This window comes from Nocardia sichangensis (genome assembly GCF_047200615.1).
GTDB lineage: Bacteria > Actinomycetota > Actinomycetes > Mycobacteriales > Mycobacteriaceae > Nocardia > Nocardia sichangensis.
The window spans coordinates 74,218-91,575 of the sequence record NZ_JBJZOK010000030.1; the positions used below are offsets into that span (position 1 = coordinate 74,218).

The window sequence follows — 17,358 nt, forward strand, 5'->3', positions numbered from 1 at the left end:
GCCGCGTCCACCTCGTTCCGGCGCCATACCCGCGGTGCCACGGCCTCCGCAGTCCGGTCCGATCCCGGCCGCGCCGCGCCCACCCCGTTCCGGGCCGATGCCTGCGATCACGCCGGAATCCGATCGGGTGCCGCCGCCGCGCTACGCCCCGCCGCAGCCGCAGCAGTTCCCACCGCCGCGTCAGCGGCCGACCGCCCCGGTACGGCATGAACCCGCGGAACCGGATCGCCCACGGACGAGGGAGTGGCCCGCCGCCACCGGCACCGCGGAGCCACCGAAGGCCGATGAGCCGAAGCAGAGCGCGAATTCCCGGCTGCTCAGCGACTCCGGATCGATCGCGTTCGCGACACTGATCAGCAGGATCACGGGGTTCGGCAAGCAACTGCTGCTGCTGACCGTGCTCGGCCCGGCGATCGCAAGCGCGTTCACCGTCGCCAGCCAGATCCCGAACATGATCGCGGAGTTGGTGCTCGGCGCGGTGCTCACCGCGATCGTGGTGCCCACGCTGGTGCGCGCGGAGCAGGAGGATCCCGATCGCGGAGAGGCGTTCGTCCGGCGCCTGGTGACCGCGGCGTTCGTGGTCTTGGCCACTGCCGCGCTGCTGGCGACGGCCGCTGCGCCGGTGCTGACCACACACGTCTTCCTGTCCGACGACGGCAAGGTCAACACGGCGCTGACCACGGCGCTGTCTTTCCTGTTGCTGCCCGCGATCCTGTTCTACGGCATGTCGGCGCTGCTCACGGCGATACTGAACACCCGGCAGATGTTCAAGCCCGGCGCCTGGGCGCCGGTACTGAACAACCTGGTGGTGCTCACCGTCCTCGGGCTGTACGTCCTGATGCCGGGGGAGATCACGCTGGATCCGGTCCGCATGAGCGACCCGAAGCTGCTGGTGCTCGGCGTCGGCGTCACGGTCGGCGTTGTGGTGCAGGCCGTCAGCCTCCTTCCGGCGATCCGTAGGGCGGGCATCGACCTGCGCCCGCTGTGGGGCATCGATGATCGCCTCAAGCAGTTCGGCGGCATGGGCGCGGCGATCATCCTGTACGTGCTCATCAGCCAGGCGGGCTTCGTCTTCGCCACCCGGATCTCATCGCATGCCGACGCGGCAGGCCCGGCGATCTACAACAACGCGTGGCTGCTGCTGCAACTGCCGTACGGCGTCCTCGGTGTCACGGTGCTGACCGCGATCATGCCCCGGCTGAGCCGCAACGCCGCCGCCGACGACACGCCCGCGGTGGTCGACGATCTCTCCGCGGCCACCCGGCTGACCATGATCGCTCTGGTACCCGTGGTCACCTTCTTGACGTTGGCCGGTCCGCAGGTCGGACAAGCCCTCTATGGCTACGGCAACTTCGGATCGGACGCCGAACGTCTCGGTCTCGCGGTCAGCTGGTCGGCGTTCGCACTGATCCCGTACTCGCTGGTGCTGATCCACTTGCGCGTGTTCTACGCCAGGGAGCAGGCGTGGATTCCCACTTGGATCATCCTCGGCATCACCGCCGCCAAGATCGTCTTCTCCGCCCTGGCTCCGGTGGTCACCGACTCCGAGCACGTGGTTATCGCGCTCGGTGTCGCGAACGGCCTCGGCTTCACGGTCGGCGCCGTGGTGGGCGGTTTCCTACTGCACCGCAGTCTCGGCGACCTGCGTATGGCGAACGTCGGCCGAACGGTGACTCGTGTCGTACTTGCGTCACTCGCGGGCGGCGCGGTGATGTGGATCGTGGACCGGGTACTCGGCTTGGATCGGCTGACCGAGTCCTTCGGCGGCCCCGGTTCGCTGATCCGGGTGGCGATCACCGCGATCGTGATGTTCGCGGTGGCCTTCGGCTTGATGCGACTCGCCGGTATTCCGGAGATCGTCGCCATCACCGTGGCCGTCTCGCGGCGCCTCGGCTGGACACCGCCCGCGCCGGAACTCGACCTGGAGAGCCCGGTCGAAGATCCCTACGTCACGCAGGTGCTCCGCAGGCCTGATCCCTACTTGGCATACCCGAGGTTCGATCCGTACATGGACGCCCAGACCATGGTGCTTCCTGTGATCCGACCCGATGCCGTTGACCGCACCGGCAAGGGTGAGTTCCCGTACCCTGTTCGGCAGAGAAGCACAAGTGGCGAATTCGCCGGAACCTCGACATACCAGGGCGAAGGAGGACCGAGGGTGAGCGACGACGCGGTGGGCGGCGTCCCAGCCGCCGATTCTTCTGCGACCACGCCCGGCGGACTGTCCACCGATGTACCGCCGACCGCGGGGGAGCCGTTGGATCCCGCGTACGCGAACAACGGGCCGGGCATGGCCGGACCGGAGCAGGACGCGGCGAGACCGCAGGAGAACCAGCTGCCGCCGCGCGATCCGATGTACGACACCGGGATGATCCCCGTCGGCTCGCCGGAGATGCCGCCGATGGGTGGCGAGAACCTGGGCGCCCGGCGAATCCCGCGCGGCCCCAAGTTGATTCCGGGCGCGTCGGTGGCGGGCGGGCGTTACCGCCTGCTGGCGAGTCACGGCGGCGCCCGCGGCCTGAAGTTCTGGCAGGCGCTGGACATCAAACTCGATCGCGAGGTCGCGCTGACCTTCGTCGACGCCGACCAGAAAGCGACGGAGAACTCCGGGCAGGACGGTCCCCAGGCGATCCTGTCCCGGACGCTGCGCCTCGGCCGGATCAACTCGCCCGGCCTCGCCCGCGTACTCGACGTCGTGCGCGGCAGTTCCGGCGGCATCGTGGTGGCGGAATGGACGCCGGGTCGTTCGCTGCGCGAGATGGCCGAGACGGTGCCGTCACCGATCGGCGCGGCGCGGGCCATCCGCGCCCTCGCCTCGGCGGCCGAGCTGGCGCACCGTGGCGGCGGGTCGCTGTCCATCGACCATCCCGACCGGGTGCGCATCAGCGCGTCCGGTGACGCGGTGCTCGCCTTCCCCGGCACGCTGTCGGACTCCGACGCGCAGTCCGACGTCCGCGGTCTCGGTGCGATGCTCTACTCCCTGATCACTGCCCGCTGGCCGATCCGCTCCGGCGGTGTCACGGGCACCGCCGCGACCGTCGGCGGGCTGCGGCTGGCCGATTTCGGACCGGACGGCACGCCGGTGGAACCGCGCCAGATCCGTCCCGAAGTGCCGTTCGAGATCTCCGCGGTCGCCGTGCGCTCGCTGGAGTCGAACAAGGGCGTGCGTACGGCGGCGACGGTCCAGCACGTGCTGGAGCAGGCGTCGGTGGTCGATCAGAAGACCGACTTCATCCCGGTGCTGCGGCTTGGCCAGCGCGCTCCCGCGAACATGGACGACTCGCTCGCCGATCCGGAACTGCTCGCGGCCGAACGCGAACGCTCGCAACGCATGATGTGGATCATGGTCGGCCTCGGCATCCTCGCCGCGCTGGTGGTCGGCGTGGTGATCTGGTGGATGGTAAGCGTGTTCGCGCCGAGCGCTTCCGACGCGCCGCTGAACGAACAGCGCAATATCGGCCTGACGACGAACAACCAACCGGTGCCGACGCCCGCCGCCGCGGGCCCCGGCCTCATCTCGACCGGTGCGCCGGTTCCGGTGACCGGCGTGTCGGTGTTCTCGCCGGAGGGCACCGCCGACGGCGTCGCCAACGTCCACGCGGTGCTGGACAACGATCCGGGCACCCAGTGGCGCACCGATCAGTACTTCCAGCAGTTCCCGGCGCTCAAGAAGGGGGTCGGTCTGCTCGCCACGCTGCCGGCCCCCGCGAAGCTCACGAACGTCTCGATCAACTCGCCCAGCGCGGGCACATCGGTGGAGATCCGCACGTCGCCCACCGGATCGCCGACGCTGGATCAGACCCAGCTGATCGGTTCCGCCCGGCTGGACGGCGGCGTCACCGATATCCCGGTGCGCGCCGACCAGGCCGCCCGCTACGTGCTCGTCTGGATCACCGGACTGGGGAATTCCGGAGGACAGTTCCAGACCGCCATCGCCGACATCCGTTTCGACGCCGCGCCGTAGCCCGGCCTGCCCGCGCATCGGTCGCGCGGGCCATTCGTCACGCGGCGTCGAACGCCGCGCATTCCTCCGTATCCGGCCCGATCACTTGGTTGCTGCCAAAACGTTACGGGCGATATGATCTTCGCGCGCTCTCAGCAGGGGAGCTTCCCAGGTTTCGGTGTTTTCGATCCTGGATGCTGCGAAGTCTCGGTGATGGTCAACCATGCCCGTTGCCGCCGTGAGGGCTCGAGGGGTTGGCATTTGTCGTCCGAAGTGAACGAGGAGCTCGGCAGGGGGGCGTCGCAGCCGGTGATGTGTCGCGAGCGCGCCTTCGAACTCGGTGAACGCACCGATGTGGAGTTGTTGCGGGCGCACGTCGCCGGTGAGCGGTACGCGTTCGCGGAGTTACTGCGCAGACACAACGATCATCTGTGGCAGACCGCGCTGCGCACCTCCTACACGCGTGAGGATGCGGCCGACTCACTACAGGACGCGCTCTTGTCGGCGCATCGCACCGCGGGCTCGTTCCGGGCCGAGGCGGAGGTCCGCAGTTGGTTGCACGCGATCGTGGTGAACGCGTGCCTGGACCGGATCCGGCGGAACAAGACCAGGCGGGCATTGTCGCTGGCGCCGGAGTCGATGCCGGAGCCGAGGGACACCCGCGACGAGATGGCCGAGGTGGAGATGTCGTTGGTCATCGATCGAGCGTTGTTTTCGTTGCCGCCGGATCAGCGGACCGCGTTGGTGGCGGTGGATGTGGAGGGGTATAGCGTTGCCGAAGCGGCGGCGTTGCTCGGCGTGCCCGAGGGGACGATCAAGAGCCGGTGCGCACGTGCGCGGCAGCGGTTGAAAGAGCGATTGGATTTTCTGCGTGATCCGGGGAACCGGGGTTAGTTGGGATGCGTCATTAACAGTGACGAACCACTGAACGAATCAGAGACAGGCCCCGTAGGCGAGGGGGTCCCCGCGATGTCCGATGCGAACGACGGAGGTGCGATGGCTACCGAGTCCGTGCCGCAGCCTCCGTTCGCGTCCGAATTGCTGGCTGACCTACATGCCGACAACGTAACGCCCGCGCAGCGCGAGCAGTTGTGGCCGATCGTCTCGCGCGACCCGGAAGCGGTGCGGTATCTGCGCGCGCTGGATGACGTGAGTGCCGAGCTGCGTGCCTTGGGTGGGGACGAGCGCATTGTCCATCCGATGCCGGAAGACGTGGCGGCCCGGCTCGCGCGGTTCGTCGACGAGCTGGAGCCACCCGAAGGCGCCACGGTTCATGAGTTTCCGCCCCCGCAAGTAAGCGAATCCGTCCGCGAAGCAGAAGATTTCGAATCCGCGCCGGTGGCTCTGGACGAGCGTCGCCGCGGCAGGTTGCGCTGGTTGGCCGCGGCAGCCGCGGCGATCGTCGCCGTCGTCGGCGCGGGTGTGTGGGCTTCGACGATGCGCAGCGGAGACGACCCAGCGCCCACGGCGCAGCCGACATCGGGAAAAGACGACTGGGGTGACGATCTCACCGCCACCGTGGCCCTCGGAGCGCTGGGCAGGCACAACGTCACCGGAGCCCTGGCCGGCCCGGAAGCGCTCGAGCGTTGCGTACGGGCGAACGGCCTGGACCGCACGATCCTCGGCTCGACCGACATCCGATTCCAGGGCGGCAACGCGGTGCTCATCCTGCTGAACGGCCCCCGCCCGCCGCAGATCACCGCGCTGGTCGTCGGGACCGGTTGCGCTACCGGCGATCCCCAGCGCAAGGCGCTGCAGGACATCGGCTGACCTTGCGATCTGGGCCACCCGCGCGGTGTGACCCCCGCCGACGCGGGAACAACAGCCATTACCCTGTTGTTGACCGACACGTCCGATCGAATCTCCCCGGAAGGGCCCCATGAGCGAGCGTAGCGAGCAAAAAAGCGACACCGGCACGCCAGTTCGCGACCTGATCATCATCGGCTCCGGCCCCGCCGGCTACACGGCCGCCGTTTACGCGGGCCGCGCCGAGCTCCAGCCGTTGCAGTTCGAGGGGACCCAGTTCGGCGGTGCGCTGATGACCACCACCGAGGTCGAGAACTTTCCCGGCTTCCGCGGCGGCATCATGGGCCCGGATCTCATGGAGGAGATGCGCGAGCAGGCCAAGCGGTTCGGCGCGGACATCCGCACCGAGGACGTCGAGGCGGTCGACCTGACCGGCCCGATCAAGAAGGTCGTCGTCGGCGGCGAGACCTTCCACGCCTACGCCGTGATTCTCGCCATGGGCTCGGCCGCGCGCTACCTGAACGTTCCGGGCGAGCAGCGGCTGCTCGGCCGCGGTGTCAGCGCCTGCGCCACCTGCGACGGGTTCTTCTTCAAGGGCCAGGACATCGTGGTGGTCGGCGGCGGCGACTCCGCGATGGAAGAGGCGACCTTCCTGACCAAGTTCGCCTCCAGCGTCACCATCGTGCACCGCCGCGAGGAGTTCCGCGCCTCCCGCATCATGCTGGAACGGGCGAAGGCGAACGAGAAGATCAAGTTCGTGCTCAACGCCGAGGTGGCCGAGGTGCACGGGGAGAACAGCGTCACCCATCTGACCCTGCGTGACACCCGGACCGGCGAAACCTCCGAGCTGGCCGCCACCGGCCTGTTCGTCGCGATCGGCCACGATCCGCGCAGCGAACTCGTCAAGGGCCAGGTCGCCTTGGACGACGAAGGATACGTGCTGGTACAGCACCCCACGACCTCGACCGAGATCCCCGGCGTCTTCGCCGCGGGTGATCTCGTCGACCACACCTACCGGCAGGCGATCACCGCCGCGGGCACGGGCTGCCGTGCGGCCATCGACGCCGAGCGCTGGTTGGCCGAGCAGGGCGACATCACCTCGAACACCCTCGCCCACGCGGGTGAGTCGGTGGCCGCCAACTGAGCTCGCGCTGGACGAGCCATACCTTTCCGTCTCGCTGTATCGCAAGGAGAACACCCATGTCCGAGTCCGCCAACACGGTCACCGTCACCGACGCGTCCTTCGCCGACGACGTGCTGCTGAGTGAGAAGCCGGTCCTCGTCGATTTCTGGGCCGACTGGTGCGGCCCGTGCAAGATGGTCGCGCCCGTCCTGGAGGAGATCGCGGGCGCGCACGCGGACAAGCTGACCGTCGCGAAGCTGGATGTGGACGCCAACCCGAGCACCGCCCGCGATTATCAGATCCTCTCGCTGCCCACTATGATGCTGTTCCGCGGCGGTAAGCCGGTCAAGCAGATCGTCGGAGCGAAGGGCAAAGCGGCTCTTCTGCGCGAACTCGAAGACGTCATCTGAGGACGCGCCGTAGGATGCCTGGACCCGGGGATTGTCGAAACCCGGTCCGGGTCTGAGACAATCGACCGACGCTCCGGTCGTGCGAAGGTGTATCCCATCGCATGAGTGGGTACCCGCGGGTTTGACGGAAGGAAAGGGCTCTCACGCATGCACCGACTTCGTCACGGCGATTCCGGTCCAGCCGTTGCAGAGGTTCGGAGCACCCTGGCAAGCCTCGGGTTCCTACACGCGCACATCGCTGCCGACAACGCGGACGCACGCGAATATTGGAAGGACACCGAAGTGTCCTTCGACCATCACCTCGACTCCGCGGTTCGCGCTTTTCAGCAGCATCGCGGTTTACTCGTCGACGGTGTGGTCGGTCCGGCGACCTACCGGGCACTGAAGGAAGCGTCCTACCGACTCGGCGCGCGCACGCTGATCTATCAGCTGTCCGCGCCGCTGTACGGCGACGATGTGGCCACGCTCCAGCGCAGGCTGCAGGACCTCGGCTTCTACGTGCACCGGGTCGACGGCTACTTCGGTCCGCACACCCACGACGCGCTGACCGCCTTCCAGCGGGAGATCGGCCTGTCGGCCGACGGCATCTGCGGTCCCGACACGCTGCGCTCGCTCGACCTGCTCGGCGCCAGGGTGACCGGCGGCAATCCACACCGGATCGCTGAGGAAGAGGTCGTGCACCGGGCTGGGCCGCAGCTGACCGGCAAGCGGATCGTCATCGATCCGGGTCTCGGCGGTCCGGACAAGGGTGGTGCCGTGCCCACCGAGTACGGCGACGTCTACGAGTCGGAGATTCTGTGGGATCTCGCCAGCCGTCTGGAGGGGCGGATGGCTGCCACGGGCATGGAGACCTTCCTGTCGCGGCCGTGGGGCGCCAACCCCACCGACGCCGAACGCGCGGAAACATCCAACGCCTTCGACGCCGATCTGATGATCTCCCTGCGCTGTGCCGCTAACCCGAGCCCGCTCGCCAACGGCGTTGCCGGGTTCTACTTCGGCAACTCACACGGCTCGGTGTCCATGATCGGGCAGGTGCTGGCCGGGTTCATCCAGCGCGAGGTCGTCGCCCGAACGTCGTTGCAGGACTGCCGCACTCACGCGCGAACCTGGGATCTGCTGCGTCTCACCAAGATGCCCACCGTGCAGGTCGACATCGGTTATCTGACAAACGAATACGATGCCTCGGTGCTCACCAACCCGCGCATGCGCGACGTGATCGCCGAAGCCATTCTGATCTCGGTGAAGCGGCTGTACCTGCTCGGTCAGGACGACCAGCCCACCGGCACGTACACTTTCGCGGAACTGCTGGCCGAAGAGCTGGCTGCCGCCGACCGGATGTAGCCATCGGTCTTTCGTAAGTCGAAGCGCCCCCTGCCCTTTCCAGACCGGCAGGGGGCGCTTCGAGGTTCAGCTCAACGCGCTCCGATACGAGTCGGCGCGGTCATCGACGCCGCCGCGAGCAGCTGATCCAGCGCCCGTTCAACGTCTTCCTTCCAGCCGTGATCGGAGGCGAGCTCCAACCGCAAGCGCGGGAATCGGTGATGCGGGGCCACGACCTCGAAGCCGACATCCTCCAGGAAGTCGGCATCGATCATGCAACTCTCGGGTGAGCATTCGGTCGTCGCGCCCGCCGGGTTCGCATTCTTGATCGGCGCGACGATCCGCTCGAGCAGTGTCATCGAGCCGGACCGCTCCGAGAGTGCCTGCGTGGTCGGGTCGGTGCGGATACCGAAAGCCTCCAGGGCGCGCACGCCGCGACGCACCAGATCGGACACCACGGCCTGAACCAGGCTGTGGGCGACATCGGCATCCTGATAGGGGAATTCGGCCCGCAGCGTGGTCAACAGGATCGCGTCCGGGCTCACGGGGGAGGTGGGGAAGAGCGTGGCGCGCGGCACGGCGCTCGGTGGCGCGTACAAGGCGCAGCCGGCGACGTTGCCGTCGACGTTCGCCACCTGCCCGCACGAACCCCACTCCAGCATGACCGTGGACAGCCAGGCTTCCTTCTCGAACACCGGATCGCTGAAGTTGCGCGAGTCCTCGGCCACGGCGGGGTCCATCTCCCAGAAGACACAGCGCCGCGCATGCGCGGGAAGCTTCTCCAGTCCGCCGAGGGTTAGTGCTGTGACGCTGGTCGACACCGCTCTGCTCAGCCTCCAGCTGTCCGATTCATCCACGCTCACGTCGCATCAATGTTTGCTCGCCAGCAAGAATAAGCGATCAACGGGAACCTGCCTCATTCCATGTCGCTGTGCTGTTGGTCGGAAGAACTTGTGTTGCTCCGCCGGGAGCGATAGACGCTCGCAGCCATGCCGTACCCCTGCCGTCACAGTGACGTTTCGGCCGGGTACTCGCACCTATCGAAACCACAAGTTAAATTTCGTCACTTCTGTCACACTGCGGGTGCGTTCTGCTCCATCAGGGCGACGATCCGTTCGAGGTCTTCGACCGACCCGAACTCGACGACGATCTTGCCTTTGCGCTTGCCCATACTCACGAGAACCCGGGTGTCGAAGGAACCGGACAGCCGTTCGGCCACGGCTTGTAGGCCTGGCATCTCGATCGGCTTGCGCCGAGCGACGGGAGAGGGCGCGGCCGCGTCCTGCTCTCGGTTCGCCAGCATGACGGCTTCCTCGGTAGCCCGGACCGAGAGTCCCTCGGCGACGATCCGGGCGGCGAGCACCTCTTGAGCGTCCGCACCCGCTTCGAGACCGAGCAGTGCCCGCGCGTGCCCGGCGGACAGTACGCCCGCCGCGACCCGGCGCTGCACCGGGATCGGCAACTTCAGTAGACGGATCATATTCGTCACGACGGGGCGAGAGCGACCGATTCGCGAAGCCAATTCTTCGTGAGTGACGTCGAATTCCTCCAGCAGCTGCTGGTAGGCCGCCGCCTCTTCGAGCGGGTTCAGTTGCACCCGGTGGATGTTCTCCAGCAGGGCGTCGCGCAGCATGGACTCGTCCGCGGTCTCCCGGACGATCGCGGGAATCGCGGCCAGGCCCGCCTCCTGACAGGCCCGCCACCGCCGCTCGCCCATGACCAGCTGATAGCGGTCCACACCCGGTTCGGTCCGGCGCACCACGATCGGCTGCATCAATCCGAATTCGCGAATCGAATGCACCAGCTCGGCCAGCGCGTCTTCTTCGAAGACCGTACGCGGCTGCTTGGGATTCGGCTCGATCTGGTCCGGCGGGATCTCCCGGTAGACGGCGCCGCCTGCTTCCAGTTCGGCGTTGTCGGCGGGATCCGGTACCCGGTGCAGGTAGGCCGAGGGGGGCTGCGGCCCGACCGGATCCAGACCGATGACACTCGCCGCAGCGCTACTGAGGCCCGGTGATGCCGTCGGTGTCGTCGGGATCAGCGCGGCGAGACCGCGCCCGAGACCACCCTTCTTCGCCTGACTCATCGGTCTACCGACCCCTTCCTCATTCCGCTACCGAACCGCACTGTGCCGAGCGTCGACCCGGCCGGCCGAATCACTCCGCCGACTTCGTCGCGGCGACACGCGGGGCCACCGCGCGAGCCGCCATTTCGCGTCCGGCGTCCAGGTAGCTCATCGCGCCCCGGGAGCCTGGATCATAATCGAGCACCGTCATGCCGTAACCAGGCGCCTCCGACACCTTCACGCTGCGTGGAATCACCGACCGCAGTACGACATCGCCGAAGTGCCCGCGAACCTCCTCGGCGACCTGGTCGGCCAACTTGGTGCGCCCGTCGTACATCGTGAGGATCACGGTCGAGACGTGCAGTTCCGGGTTCAAGTGCGCCTGCACCAAGCCGATATTGCGGAGTAGCTGACCCACGCCTTCCAGCGCGTAGTACTCGCACTGAATCGGGATCAGCACCTCTTTCGCCGCGACGAGCGCGTTGACCGTCAGCAGGCCCAAGGAAGGCGGGCAGTCGATCATCACGTAGTCGATGTCGTATCCGGCGATATTCGCCTCTTGGATAGCGGCTTTCAGGCGCCCCTCCCGGGCCACCATAGACACGAGTTCGATCTCGGCGCCCGCCAGGTCGATGGTCGCGGGGATGCAGAGGAGGCGCTCGCTGTGCGGACTCGTTTGGATAGCGTCTCTGACCGAGACTTCGCCGATGAGCAGCTCGTAGCTGGAGGGGACACCCGAGTGGTGCTCGATACCCAGGGCGGTGCTGGCGTTGCCCTGCGGATCGAGGTCGATCACAAGCACCGTCATCCCCTGATGCGCCAAGGCGGCCGCCAGATTCACGGCGGTGGTCGTCTTCCCGACGCCGCCTTTCTGATTGGCGATCGTGATGATCCGTTGCTCGTGGGGTTTCGGCACAGTCACCTTTCCTGGATGGAGGACCTGACTTGCACGTTGGGCTTCGGCGGCTATCGGGGTCTCGCTGGGGGAGATGTGCCCGAACGGCGTACTTCCGAATGCCTCCGTGTCGAAATTGCTGGAGTCCAGCATCCCCGGCACGCGCGACGTTGTTTCCCGTGAAACATTCGCCGGACCGCTCGACATAGACAGCTCCTAACCCGAGAAACTTCAGAACACGTGCGCGCGACGGGACGGGTCGGCGTCGTATCTGCAACAGCCTTTGTCGGTTCGAACACGATGCACAACTGGCTCCGCGGCGCCCGATCGACCGAGCGGAGCTGCGCGCCGCTGTGACAACCAGATCCCTCGTGGCACCTACGCTCACGCCCGACGCACACTAGCTTGCCAGCACTGAGCGGTTTAAGAAAGCTGAATCGCGGCGAGGCGCAAAGCGACACGCAAATCCGCACGAATTCGCCTGGACGCGCGCGCTGTTTCACATGAAACATTGCCGCCGGACGGTGCGTGGGACAGCAGGCATGCCGCGTGACCGATCGCGGATCGCGGATGACTACTCGCAGTGGCTGTTCGACCGAGCTGGTTCAGATGCTTCGGCTGACGACCTCGGACCGGCACACTGCCCCGCGCTACTTCGAATGGATTGAGCTCAGTCGCGCATCGACAGAGCTGCCGGCGCCGAGGTATGCGTTGCCGCGCTTCGAGAGTGACGCAGCGGCCAGAGCGCCATACGTATTGCCCCTCAGCTGTGTTGGGAGACCGATCGCGTCTCCAGCGGGGCAAGACCGATTCACGTGAAACATCGGGCAATTCCAGACGCGCTCAGGATTCCGGCGGACTCGTTCCGGGGGACTTTGATTCACGTGAAACATGGGCCGCGGCCTCCTGATCCGAGAGCGCCCGCTAGGTCCGCAACCCACTCCTGTCTCATGCTCGAGGTGTAGTTCGAGACGCACCCCGATGAAGTCGAGTGTGACTCGGACACGCTCGCATGGAACTTCGCTCCAGGCAACTCCCGAGCGTCCGAGAGCGAGGATCAGGCAGTGAGGGAGGCGCGGCCCTTACGGCGAATCAGAAGCGCAAGCGCTGATCGCAGGACAACGGCTTCAACCCGCTGATGGGCTGCCTGCCGATCCTCGCTCAGGTGCCGGTGGGGTTCTACTCTAGGCTCGCCGCGGACCGACTTCCCGCCGATGTTTCACGTGAATCCAGTCCGCGTGGGAGTCTGTGCAACCACGCGCACACAACACGACGACTTCTCACCCGAGGCACAACGGACTTGTTCCAACCGCGACGCCAGTAGCAATCTCTTCCACAGCCACGGCAGACGCACGCCTCGACTTCAGCCACCAAGCGGCCACGCCGTTCCAGACGGACGTACCGCATGGGACCCCTCCGTCCAGCCGACGGATCGAAAGAAAGCAAATCAAGTTCGAGTAGATCGCCCGCCGAGTCCACCCGACGCGCGTTCAACCGGGCCATTCCGTCAGAGTGACGAAACGATCCCAGGCCCGAGGTCGACGGTCGAGTCTTCGCGATCGAAGCTTCTACTTGGCCTTGCGTGCCGCACGCTTACGCGCACGCTCCGTCGTCGCGGCGCGGACGGCCTTTCCGCCACGCTCGACCGCTCGTTCGGCGCGCCGTCGGGTGGCTCGCTCAGCGCGGGGGAGGCGCTCTGCGCTGATCACCATCGTGGGCGTCGCCACCAGACCGACGCCACATTCCAGGACGACCGCGTTACCTGCGCCGGCCTTCGTCAGCGCGTCGCCATCGCGTTCGAGTTCCTCGGCCGCGCTCGCTCCCTTGAGGGCGAGCATGTGCCCGTGGTCGCGGAGGAGAGGAAGGGACCATTGGGCGAGTTTCCCGAGCGGGGCCACCGCGCGGGACGTGACCACGTCCGCGCCACCGGCCTCCTTCATCACACCCGACTGCTCCGCGCGCCCACGCACCACGGTCACGTCCAGTCCGACCGATTCGATGAACTCGCTCAAGAAGATCGTGCGGCGCAGCAGTGGTTCGACCAGAGTGATCCGGAGATCCGGACGCGCGATGGCGAGCGGGATGCCCGGCAGGCCCGCACCGCTGCCGATATCGACCACGGACGCGCCCTCGGCGATCAACTCGCCGAGTACCGCACAATTGAGGATGTGGCGATCCCAGAGGCGGGGCACCTCGCGCGGGCCGATCAGTCCGCGCTCCACGCCCGCGGTCGCGAGCGCCGTGTGATATCGACGCGCGAGATCGAGTCGGTCGCCGAAGACGGTCGCCGCCGACGCGGGTGGCTCCAACTCCACGGGCTCCGCGGTGGTTCCACCGAGATCTCGTTCCACGTGAAACATCCTTCCGAACTCGGGTCGATCTACGAACGAGCAATCGGGCTCCGGACACGAACAAGGCCCCCGGTCCGAAGACCAGAGGCCCTATCCAACCACTACCCATCCGGGCCGCGAAACACGCCGCCCGCTCCGGGGATGTCGCGACTCAGCCGGGAACGACCACCACGTGCCGGTTCGGTTCCACACCTTCGCTCTCGCTGCTGACGCCCTCCACGGCCGCCACCGCATCGTGCACGATCTTGCGCTCGAACGGCGTCATGGGCGCCAGCGACTCCGGCTCACCGGAGTCCAGTACGCGCTGCGCCGCCGCTGCGCCGAGTTCGCTCAGCTCGGACCGCCGCTTGGCTCGCCAACCCGCCACGTCCAGCATCAGCCGGCTCCGCACTCCGGTCGCTTGCTGGACGGCGAGCCGAGTCAGTTCCTGCAACGCGTCGAGCACCTCACCGTTACGTCCGACGAGCTTGGTCAGGTCACGTCCGCCGTCGATGCTCACCACGGCGCGATCGCCTTCCACGTCGAGATCGATATCGCCGTCGAAGTCCAGCACGTCGAGCAACTGTTCGAGATAGTCGCCCGCGATCTCGCCTTCTTCGATGAGCGCTTCCTCGGCATCATTCACGACATCGTCGGTGTCCGCTCCGGCGTTCGCCGTCGTCGTCGCCACGGTGGCGTCCCCTCCGTCGGTCTCAACAGTCATTTGATTTCCTTCATCTGCTCATCGCGCGCGCCGGGCAATCGCCGCCGGGCGGTATTCGCGATCAAGGGGTTGCTCAGCGATCGAGGTGGGCGACTCGGCCCACCGATGGTGCGATCAGCGCTTGCGCTTCTGGTTCGCCCTGCCCCGGTTGCCCGGCCGTTTCTGCCCGGCCGGACGCCGTTGGCCCGCCGACTGCTTCGGCGGCTTCGCAGTGCCGTTCGTCGACGCGACAGCAGTGTCCTCGTCCGACGCGGCATCGGCAGCGGCGGCGGTCGGCTTCTTCTTCACGTTGACCGGTTTGGCTCCGGGCTTGGGCGCGTTCTGCGCGCGCTGCTCGAGCTTCGCCTGCTTCTTGGCCTCTTCTTCTTTCGCCATGCGGCCGAACACGAGGTGCTGCTGCCCGTAGGTCCAGATGTTGTTGGAGACCCAGTACAGCAGGATGGCGATCGGCAGGAACGGGCCACCGACGAGCACGCCGAGCGGGAACACCCACAACGCGAGCTTGTTCATCATCGCGGCCTGGGGGTTGGCCGCGGCTTCCGGCGTCTGCCGCGCGACCGAAGCACGCGCGTTGAAGTGCGTGGCGATACCGGCGATGACCATCAGGGGGATCGCGACGAGCGCGATGCTCAACTTGGTCGGCACGCCGCCGTAGTCGGCGAAGGCCTGCAACTGGGGGGGCGGAATGGTGATGAACGCCGAGATCGGCGCACCGAAGATGCGAGCGCTCAGGAAGGACTGGACATCGGCGGCGCTGAAGACGTAGTTCGCGGTGTTCGCGTTCTGCTCCGGCGTCATTCCGAGCTGGCCGATACCGTGCCCGGTCCGGTTGAACGAGCGCAGCACGTGGAAGAGTCCGAGGAACACCGGCACCTGAGCGAGAATCGGCAGGCAGCCCATCAGCGGGTTGAAGCCGTTGTCCTTCTGAAGCTTCTGCATCTCGACCGCCATCTTCTGACGGTCGTTCTTGTACTTCTTCTGCAGCTCTTTGATCTGCGGCTGCAGTTCCTGCATCTGCTTTGTGGTGCGCACCTGCTTGACGAACGGCTTGTAGAGCACCAGGCGCAAGGTGAACACCAGGAACACCACGGCCAGCGCCCAGGTGAGACCGTTGTCCGCGCCGAACGCGAACCCGAAGACCCGATGCCAGAACCAGAGGATCCAGGACACCGGGTAATAGATGAAGTCGAGCACGGCTCTATGCACTCCCGTCGTTCGTGTCGCCGATCACCGCGTGCGGCGATCCTTTACAAGCTTTCGGCTCCGACCGCGGTCCGGTGAGCAGGCTCGTTTCCTGCGACGTCGCGTCGGTCGCTGCCCCTTCCGCCGGCTCGGCGCGATGCGTACTCCGCTTCCGCTCCGGGACGGGGTCCCACCCACCAGGGTGCCAGGGCGCGCATTTGGCCAAGCGCACGACCGTCAGTAAGAGCCCCATGAACAGGCCCCGAGTGCGCAATGCGGTCACCGCGTACTCACTACAGGTCGGGGTGAATCGACACACCGGCATGCGGGTGGGGGAGACGTAGGTCCGATACAGCTCGATCGAAAAGATCAGCACGTTCGCGGGCAGTCTGGCGATCTTCGCCCAGAGGCTCATGCCAGGCCACCCGTCGACATACCCGCCTGAGCGCCGACGCCGAGCTTGCGCAGTGCGGTGCGCAGCTGGCGCAGCAGGTCGTCCGACGACGCTGTAGCGGCGCCAGGAAGCGCGCGGATGACGACATCGGTCTCGGCGGGCAATTCGTCGACCACCTGGGCACACATATGACGCAGGCGGCGGGCGACGCGATGTCGAATCACCGCGTTGCCCACCGCCTTGCTGACGATCAGCCCGAAGCGCGGTCCGCCCACGCGGATCAGCACGTCGTCCAGGACCTGATCGTGTCGTCCATTCGCGCCCACGATTCCGTCATACCCGTGCGCGAGCGCATGTACGACCAGATCACGCCTCCCGATTCGCTGGCCGCGGCGCACCGTCCGGGAGAAGTCGGCACGATGATGCAACCGATACGGCTCAGGCAACACCCGAGCGTCCGAGAGCGAGGATCAGGCAGTGAGGGAGGCGCGGCCCTTACGGCGACGCGCCGACACGATGGCGCGGCCCGCACGGGTGCGCATCCGGAGGCGGAAGCCGTGAACCCGCGCCCGACGACGGTTGTTCGGCTGGAACGTCCGCTTGCCCTTGGCCACGGTCAACACTCCTCGAGTAGGCGGGCACCAGGTAGTGCCCGAAGCTTGTCGGTGATACGTATATTGCGCGAATGAATCGCGGGTCTGGTCATCATCGGCGCGCGTCGGTCCTGGCGCACAGTCGGTCGATCACGACCTAAACGCGGTCAGCACAAGACCGCCACCGCACCAAGGGGTGACTGTACGAGGGTACTGATCGGCTCGGGGCGGGTCAAACTCGCCCCATCGCTTCGCTCGCCCCCAGCGACCAGGCGGAATCGGCTCGCCGGAGTCAGGCATTCTGGCAATGACCGTGAGTTCGTCCACACCCCTAGCCATCGCGCACCCCGCACCATTAAGGTACGTAGCCAGGCGATTGCTGCAGAACCCCAGGTCGTAGCGTTGCCCTTCCCGCGCGTACGCGCGTTTCACAGTTCCCGAGGGTTCTCCACATCTGTGGATAATTGTGTGGAAAGACCCCTGGAGTGGCATATTCGTAGGGCCGACGGTGCCACGCCGCTGTCCAGATGGGGGACCCGGGCAGCGTCCGAACCGGTTACGGACGTACGCAGGATCACGGGATCCATCCCGAGCATCACATTCCACGCGTGCCCCGGCCGTCTGCTCCTATCG

General features: G+C 66.7%; 15 protein-coding genes. 6 read left to right on the forward strand and 9 right to left on the reverse strand.

All coding sequences use genetic code 11. The features are described from left to right. Positions 1-97 precede the first annotated feature (97 nt). The 6 genes from ACL03I_RS31580 to ACL03I_RS31605 all read left to right on the forward strand — a co-directional run bounded on the left by ACL03I_RS31580 (position 98) and on the right by ACL03I_RS31605 (position 8,563). Entirely contained in the window at positions 98-3,964 is a 3,867-nt protein-coding gene (locus tag ACL03I_RS31580; protein ID WP_412807658.1) for a murein biosynthesis integral membrane protein MurJ, read from the forward strand. A 291-nt stretch (positions 3,965-4,255) separates the two neighbouring features. Beyond that, positions 4,256-4,837, forward strand: coding sequence for an RNA polymerase sigma factor SigM (gene sigM, locus ACL03I_RS31585; protein WP_355073765.1), 582 nt, complete (start codon positions 4,256-4,258; stop codon positions 4,835-4,837). 102 nt (positions 4,838-4,939) lie between these two features. Beyond that, entirely contained in the window at positions 4,940-5,713 is a 774-nt protein-coding gene (locus ACL03I_RS31590; RefSeq protein WP_412807659.1) for a hypothetical protein, read from the forward strand. Between the two features lie 109 nt (positions 5,714-5,822). After that, positions 5,823-6,833, forward strand: a complete 1,011-nt coding sequence (gene trxB, locus ACL03I_RS31595) for a thioredoxin-disulfide reductase (RefSeq protein WP_355073449.1) — start codon at positions 5,823-5,825, stop codon at positions 6,831-6,833. A gap of 56 nt (positions 6,834-6,889) precedes the next feature. After that, the gene (gene trxA / locus ACL03I_RS31600) at positions 6,890-7,222 is read left to right on the forward strand and encodes a thioredoxin (protein WP_039803419.1); all 333 of its coding nucleotides are present in this window, start codon (positions 6,890-6,892) and stop codon (positions 7,220-7,222) included. A 147-nt stretch (positions 7,223-7,369) separates the two neighbouring features. After that, positions 7,370-8,563 (forward strand): N-acetylmuramoyl-L-alanine amidase, encoded by a 1,194-nt coding sequence (locus tag ACL03I_RS31605; protein WP_355073447.1) that lies wholly within the window; start codon positions 7,370-7,372, stop codon positions 8,561-8,563. Positions 8,564-8,634: 71 nt separating this feature from the next. Here the strand turns inward: ACL03I_RS31605 and ACL03I_RS31610 are convergent, their stop codons facing one another. The 9 genes from ACL03I_RS31610 to rpmH all read right to left on the reverse strand — a co-directional run bounded on the left by ACL03I_RS31610 (position 8,635) and on the right by rpmH (position 16,746). Further along, on the reverse strand, positions 8,635-9,363 hold the full coding sequence (locus ACL03I_RS31610; protein ID WP_355073763.1) for a GNAT family N-acetyltransferase: 729 nt from the start codon (positions 9,361-9,363) through the stop codon (positions 8,635-8,637). Between the two features lie 251 nt (positions 9,364-9,614). Next, on the reverse strand, positions 9,615-10,628 hold the full coding sequence (locus tag ACL03I_RS31615; protein ID WP_356963227.1) for a ParB/RepB/Spo0J family partition protein: 1,014 nt from the start codon (positions 10,626-10,628) through the stop codon (positions 9,615-9,617). A 70-nt stretch (positions 10,629-10,698) separates the two neighbouring features. Further along, complete coding sequence (locus ACL03I_RS31620) at positions 10,699-11,655, reverse strand: ParA family protein (RefSeq protein WP_379250117.1); 957 nt, start codon at positions 11,653-11,655, stop codon at positions 10,699-10,701. 1,415 nt (positions 11,656-13,070) lie between these two features. After that, on the reverse strand, positions 13,071-13,862 hold the full coding sequence (gene rsmG, locus ACL03I_RS31625; protein WP_355073442.1) for a 16S rRNA (guanine(527)-N(7))-methyltransferase RsmG: 792 nt from the start codon (positions 13,860-13,862) through the stop codon (positions 13,071-13,073). Positions 13,863-14,004: 142 nt separating this feature from the next. Beyond that, positions 14,005-14,556, reverse strand: a complete 552-nt coding sequence (locus ACL03I_RS31630) for a Jag family protein (protein ID WP_355073440.1) — start codon at positions 14,554-14,556, stop codon at positions 14,005-14,007. Between the two features lie 114 nt (positions 14,557-14,670). Further along, the gene (gene yidC, locus ACL03I_RS31635) at positions 14,671-15,750 is read right to left on the reverse strand and encodes a membrane protein insertase YidC (protein ID WP_355073438.1); all 1,080 of its coding nucleotides are present in this window, start codon (positions 15,748-15,750) and stop codon (positions 14,671-14,673) included. A gap of 4 nt (positions 15,751-15,754) precedes the next feature. After that, positions 15,755-16,153 (reverse strand): membrane protein insertion efficiency factor YidD, encoded by a 399-nt coding sequence (gene yidD, locus ACL03I_RS31640; protein WP_355073436.1) that lies wholly within the window; start codon positions 16,151-16,153, stop codon positions 15,755-15,757. Beyond that, the gene (rnpA, locus tag ACL03I_RS31645) at positions 16,150-16,581 is read right to left on the reverse strand and encodes a ribonuclease P protein component (RefSeq protein WP_412807660.1); all 432 of its coding nucleotides are present in this window, start codon (positions 16,579-16,581) and stop codon (positions 16,150-16,152) included. The genes yidD and rnpA overlap by 4 nt, the downstream gene beginning before the upstream one ends. Before the next feature lie 21 nt (positions 16,582-16,602). Continuing rightward, entirely contained in the window at positions 16,603-16,746 is a 144-nt protein-coding gene (gene rpmH / locus ACL03I_RS31650; RefSeq protein WP_006550910.1) for a 50S ribosomal protein L34, read from the reverse strand. Between the last annotated feature and the right edge of the window lie 612 nt (positions 16,747-17,358).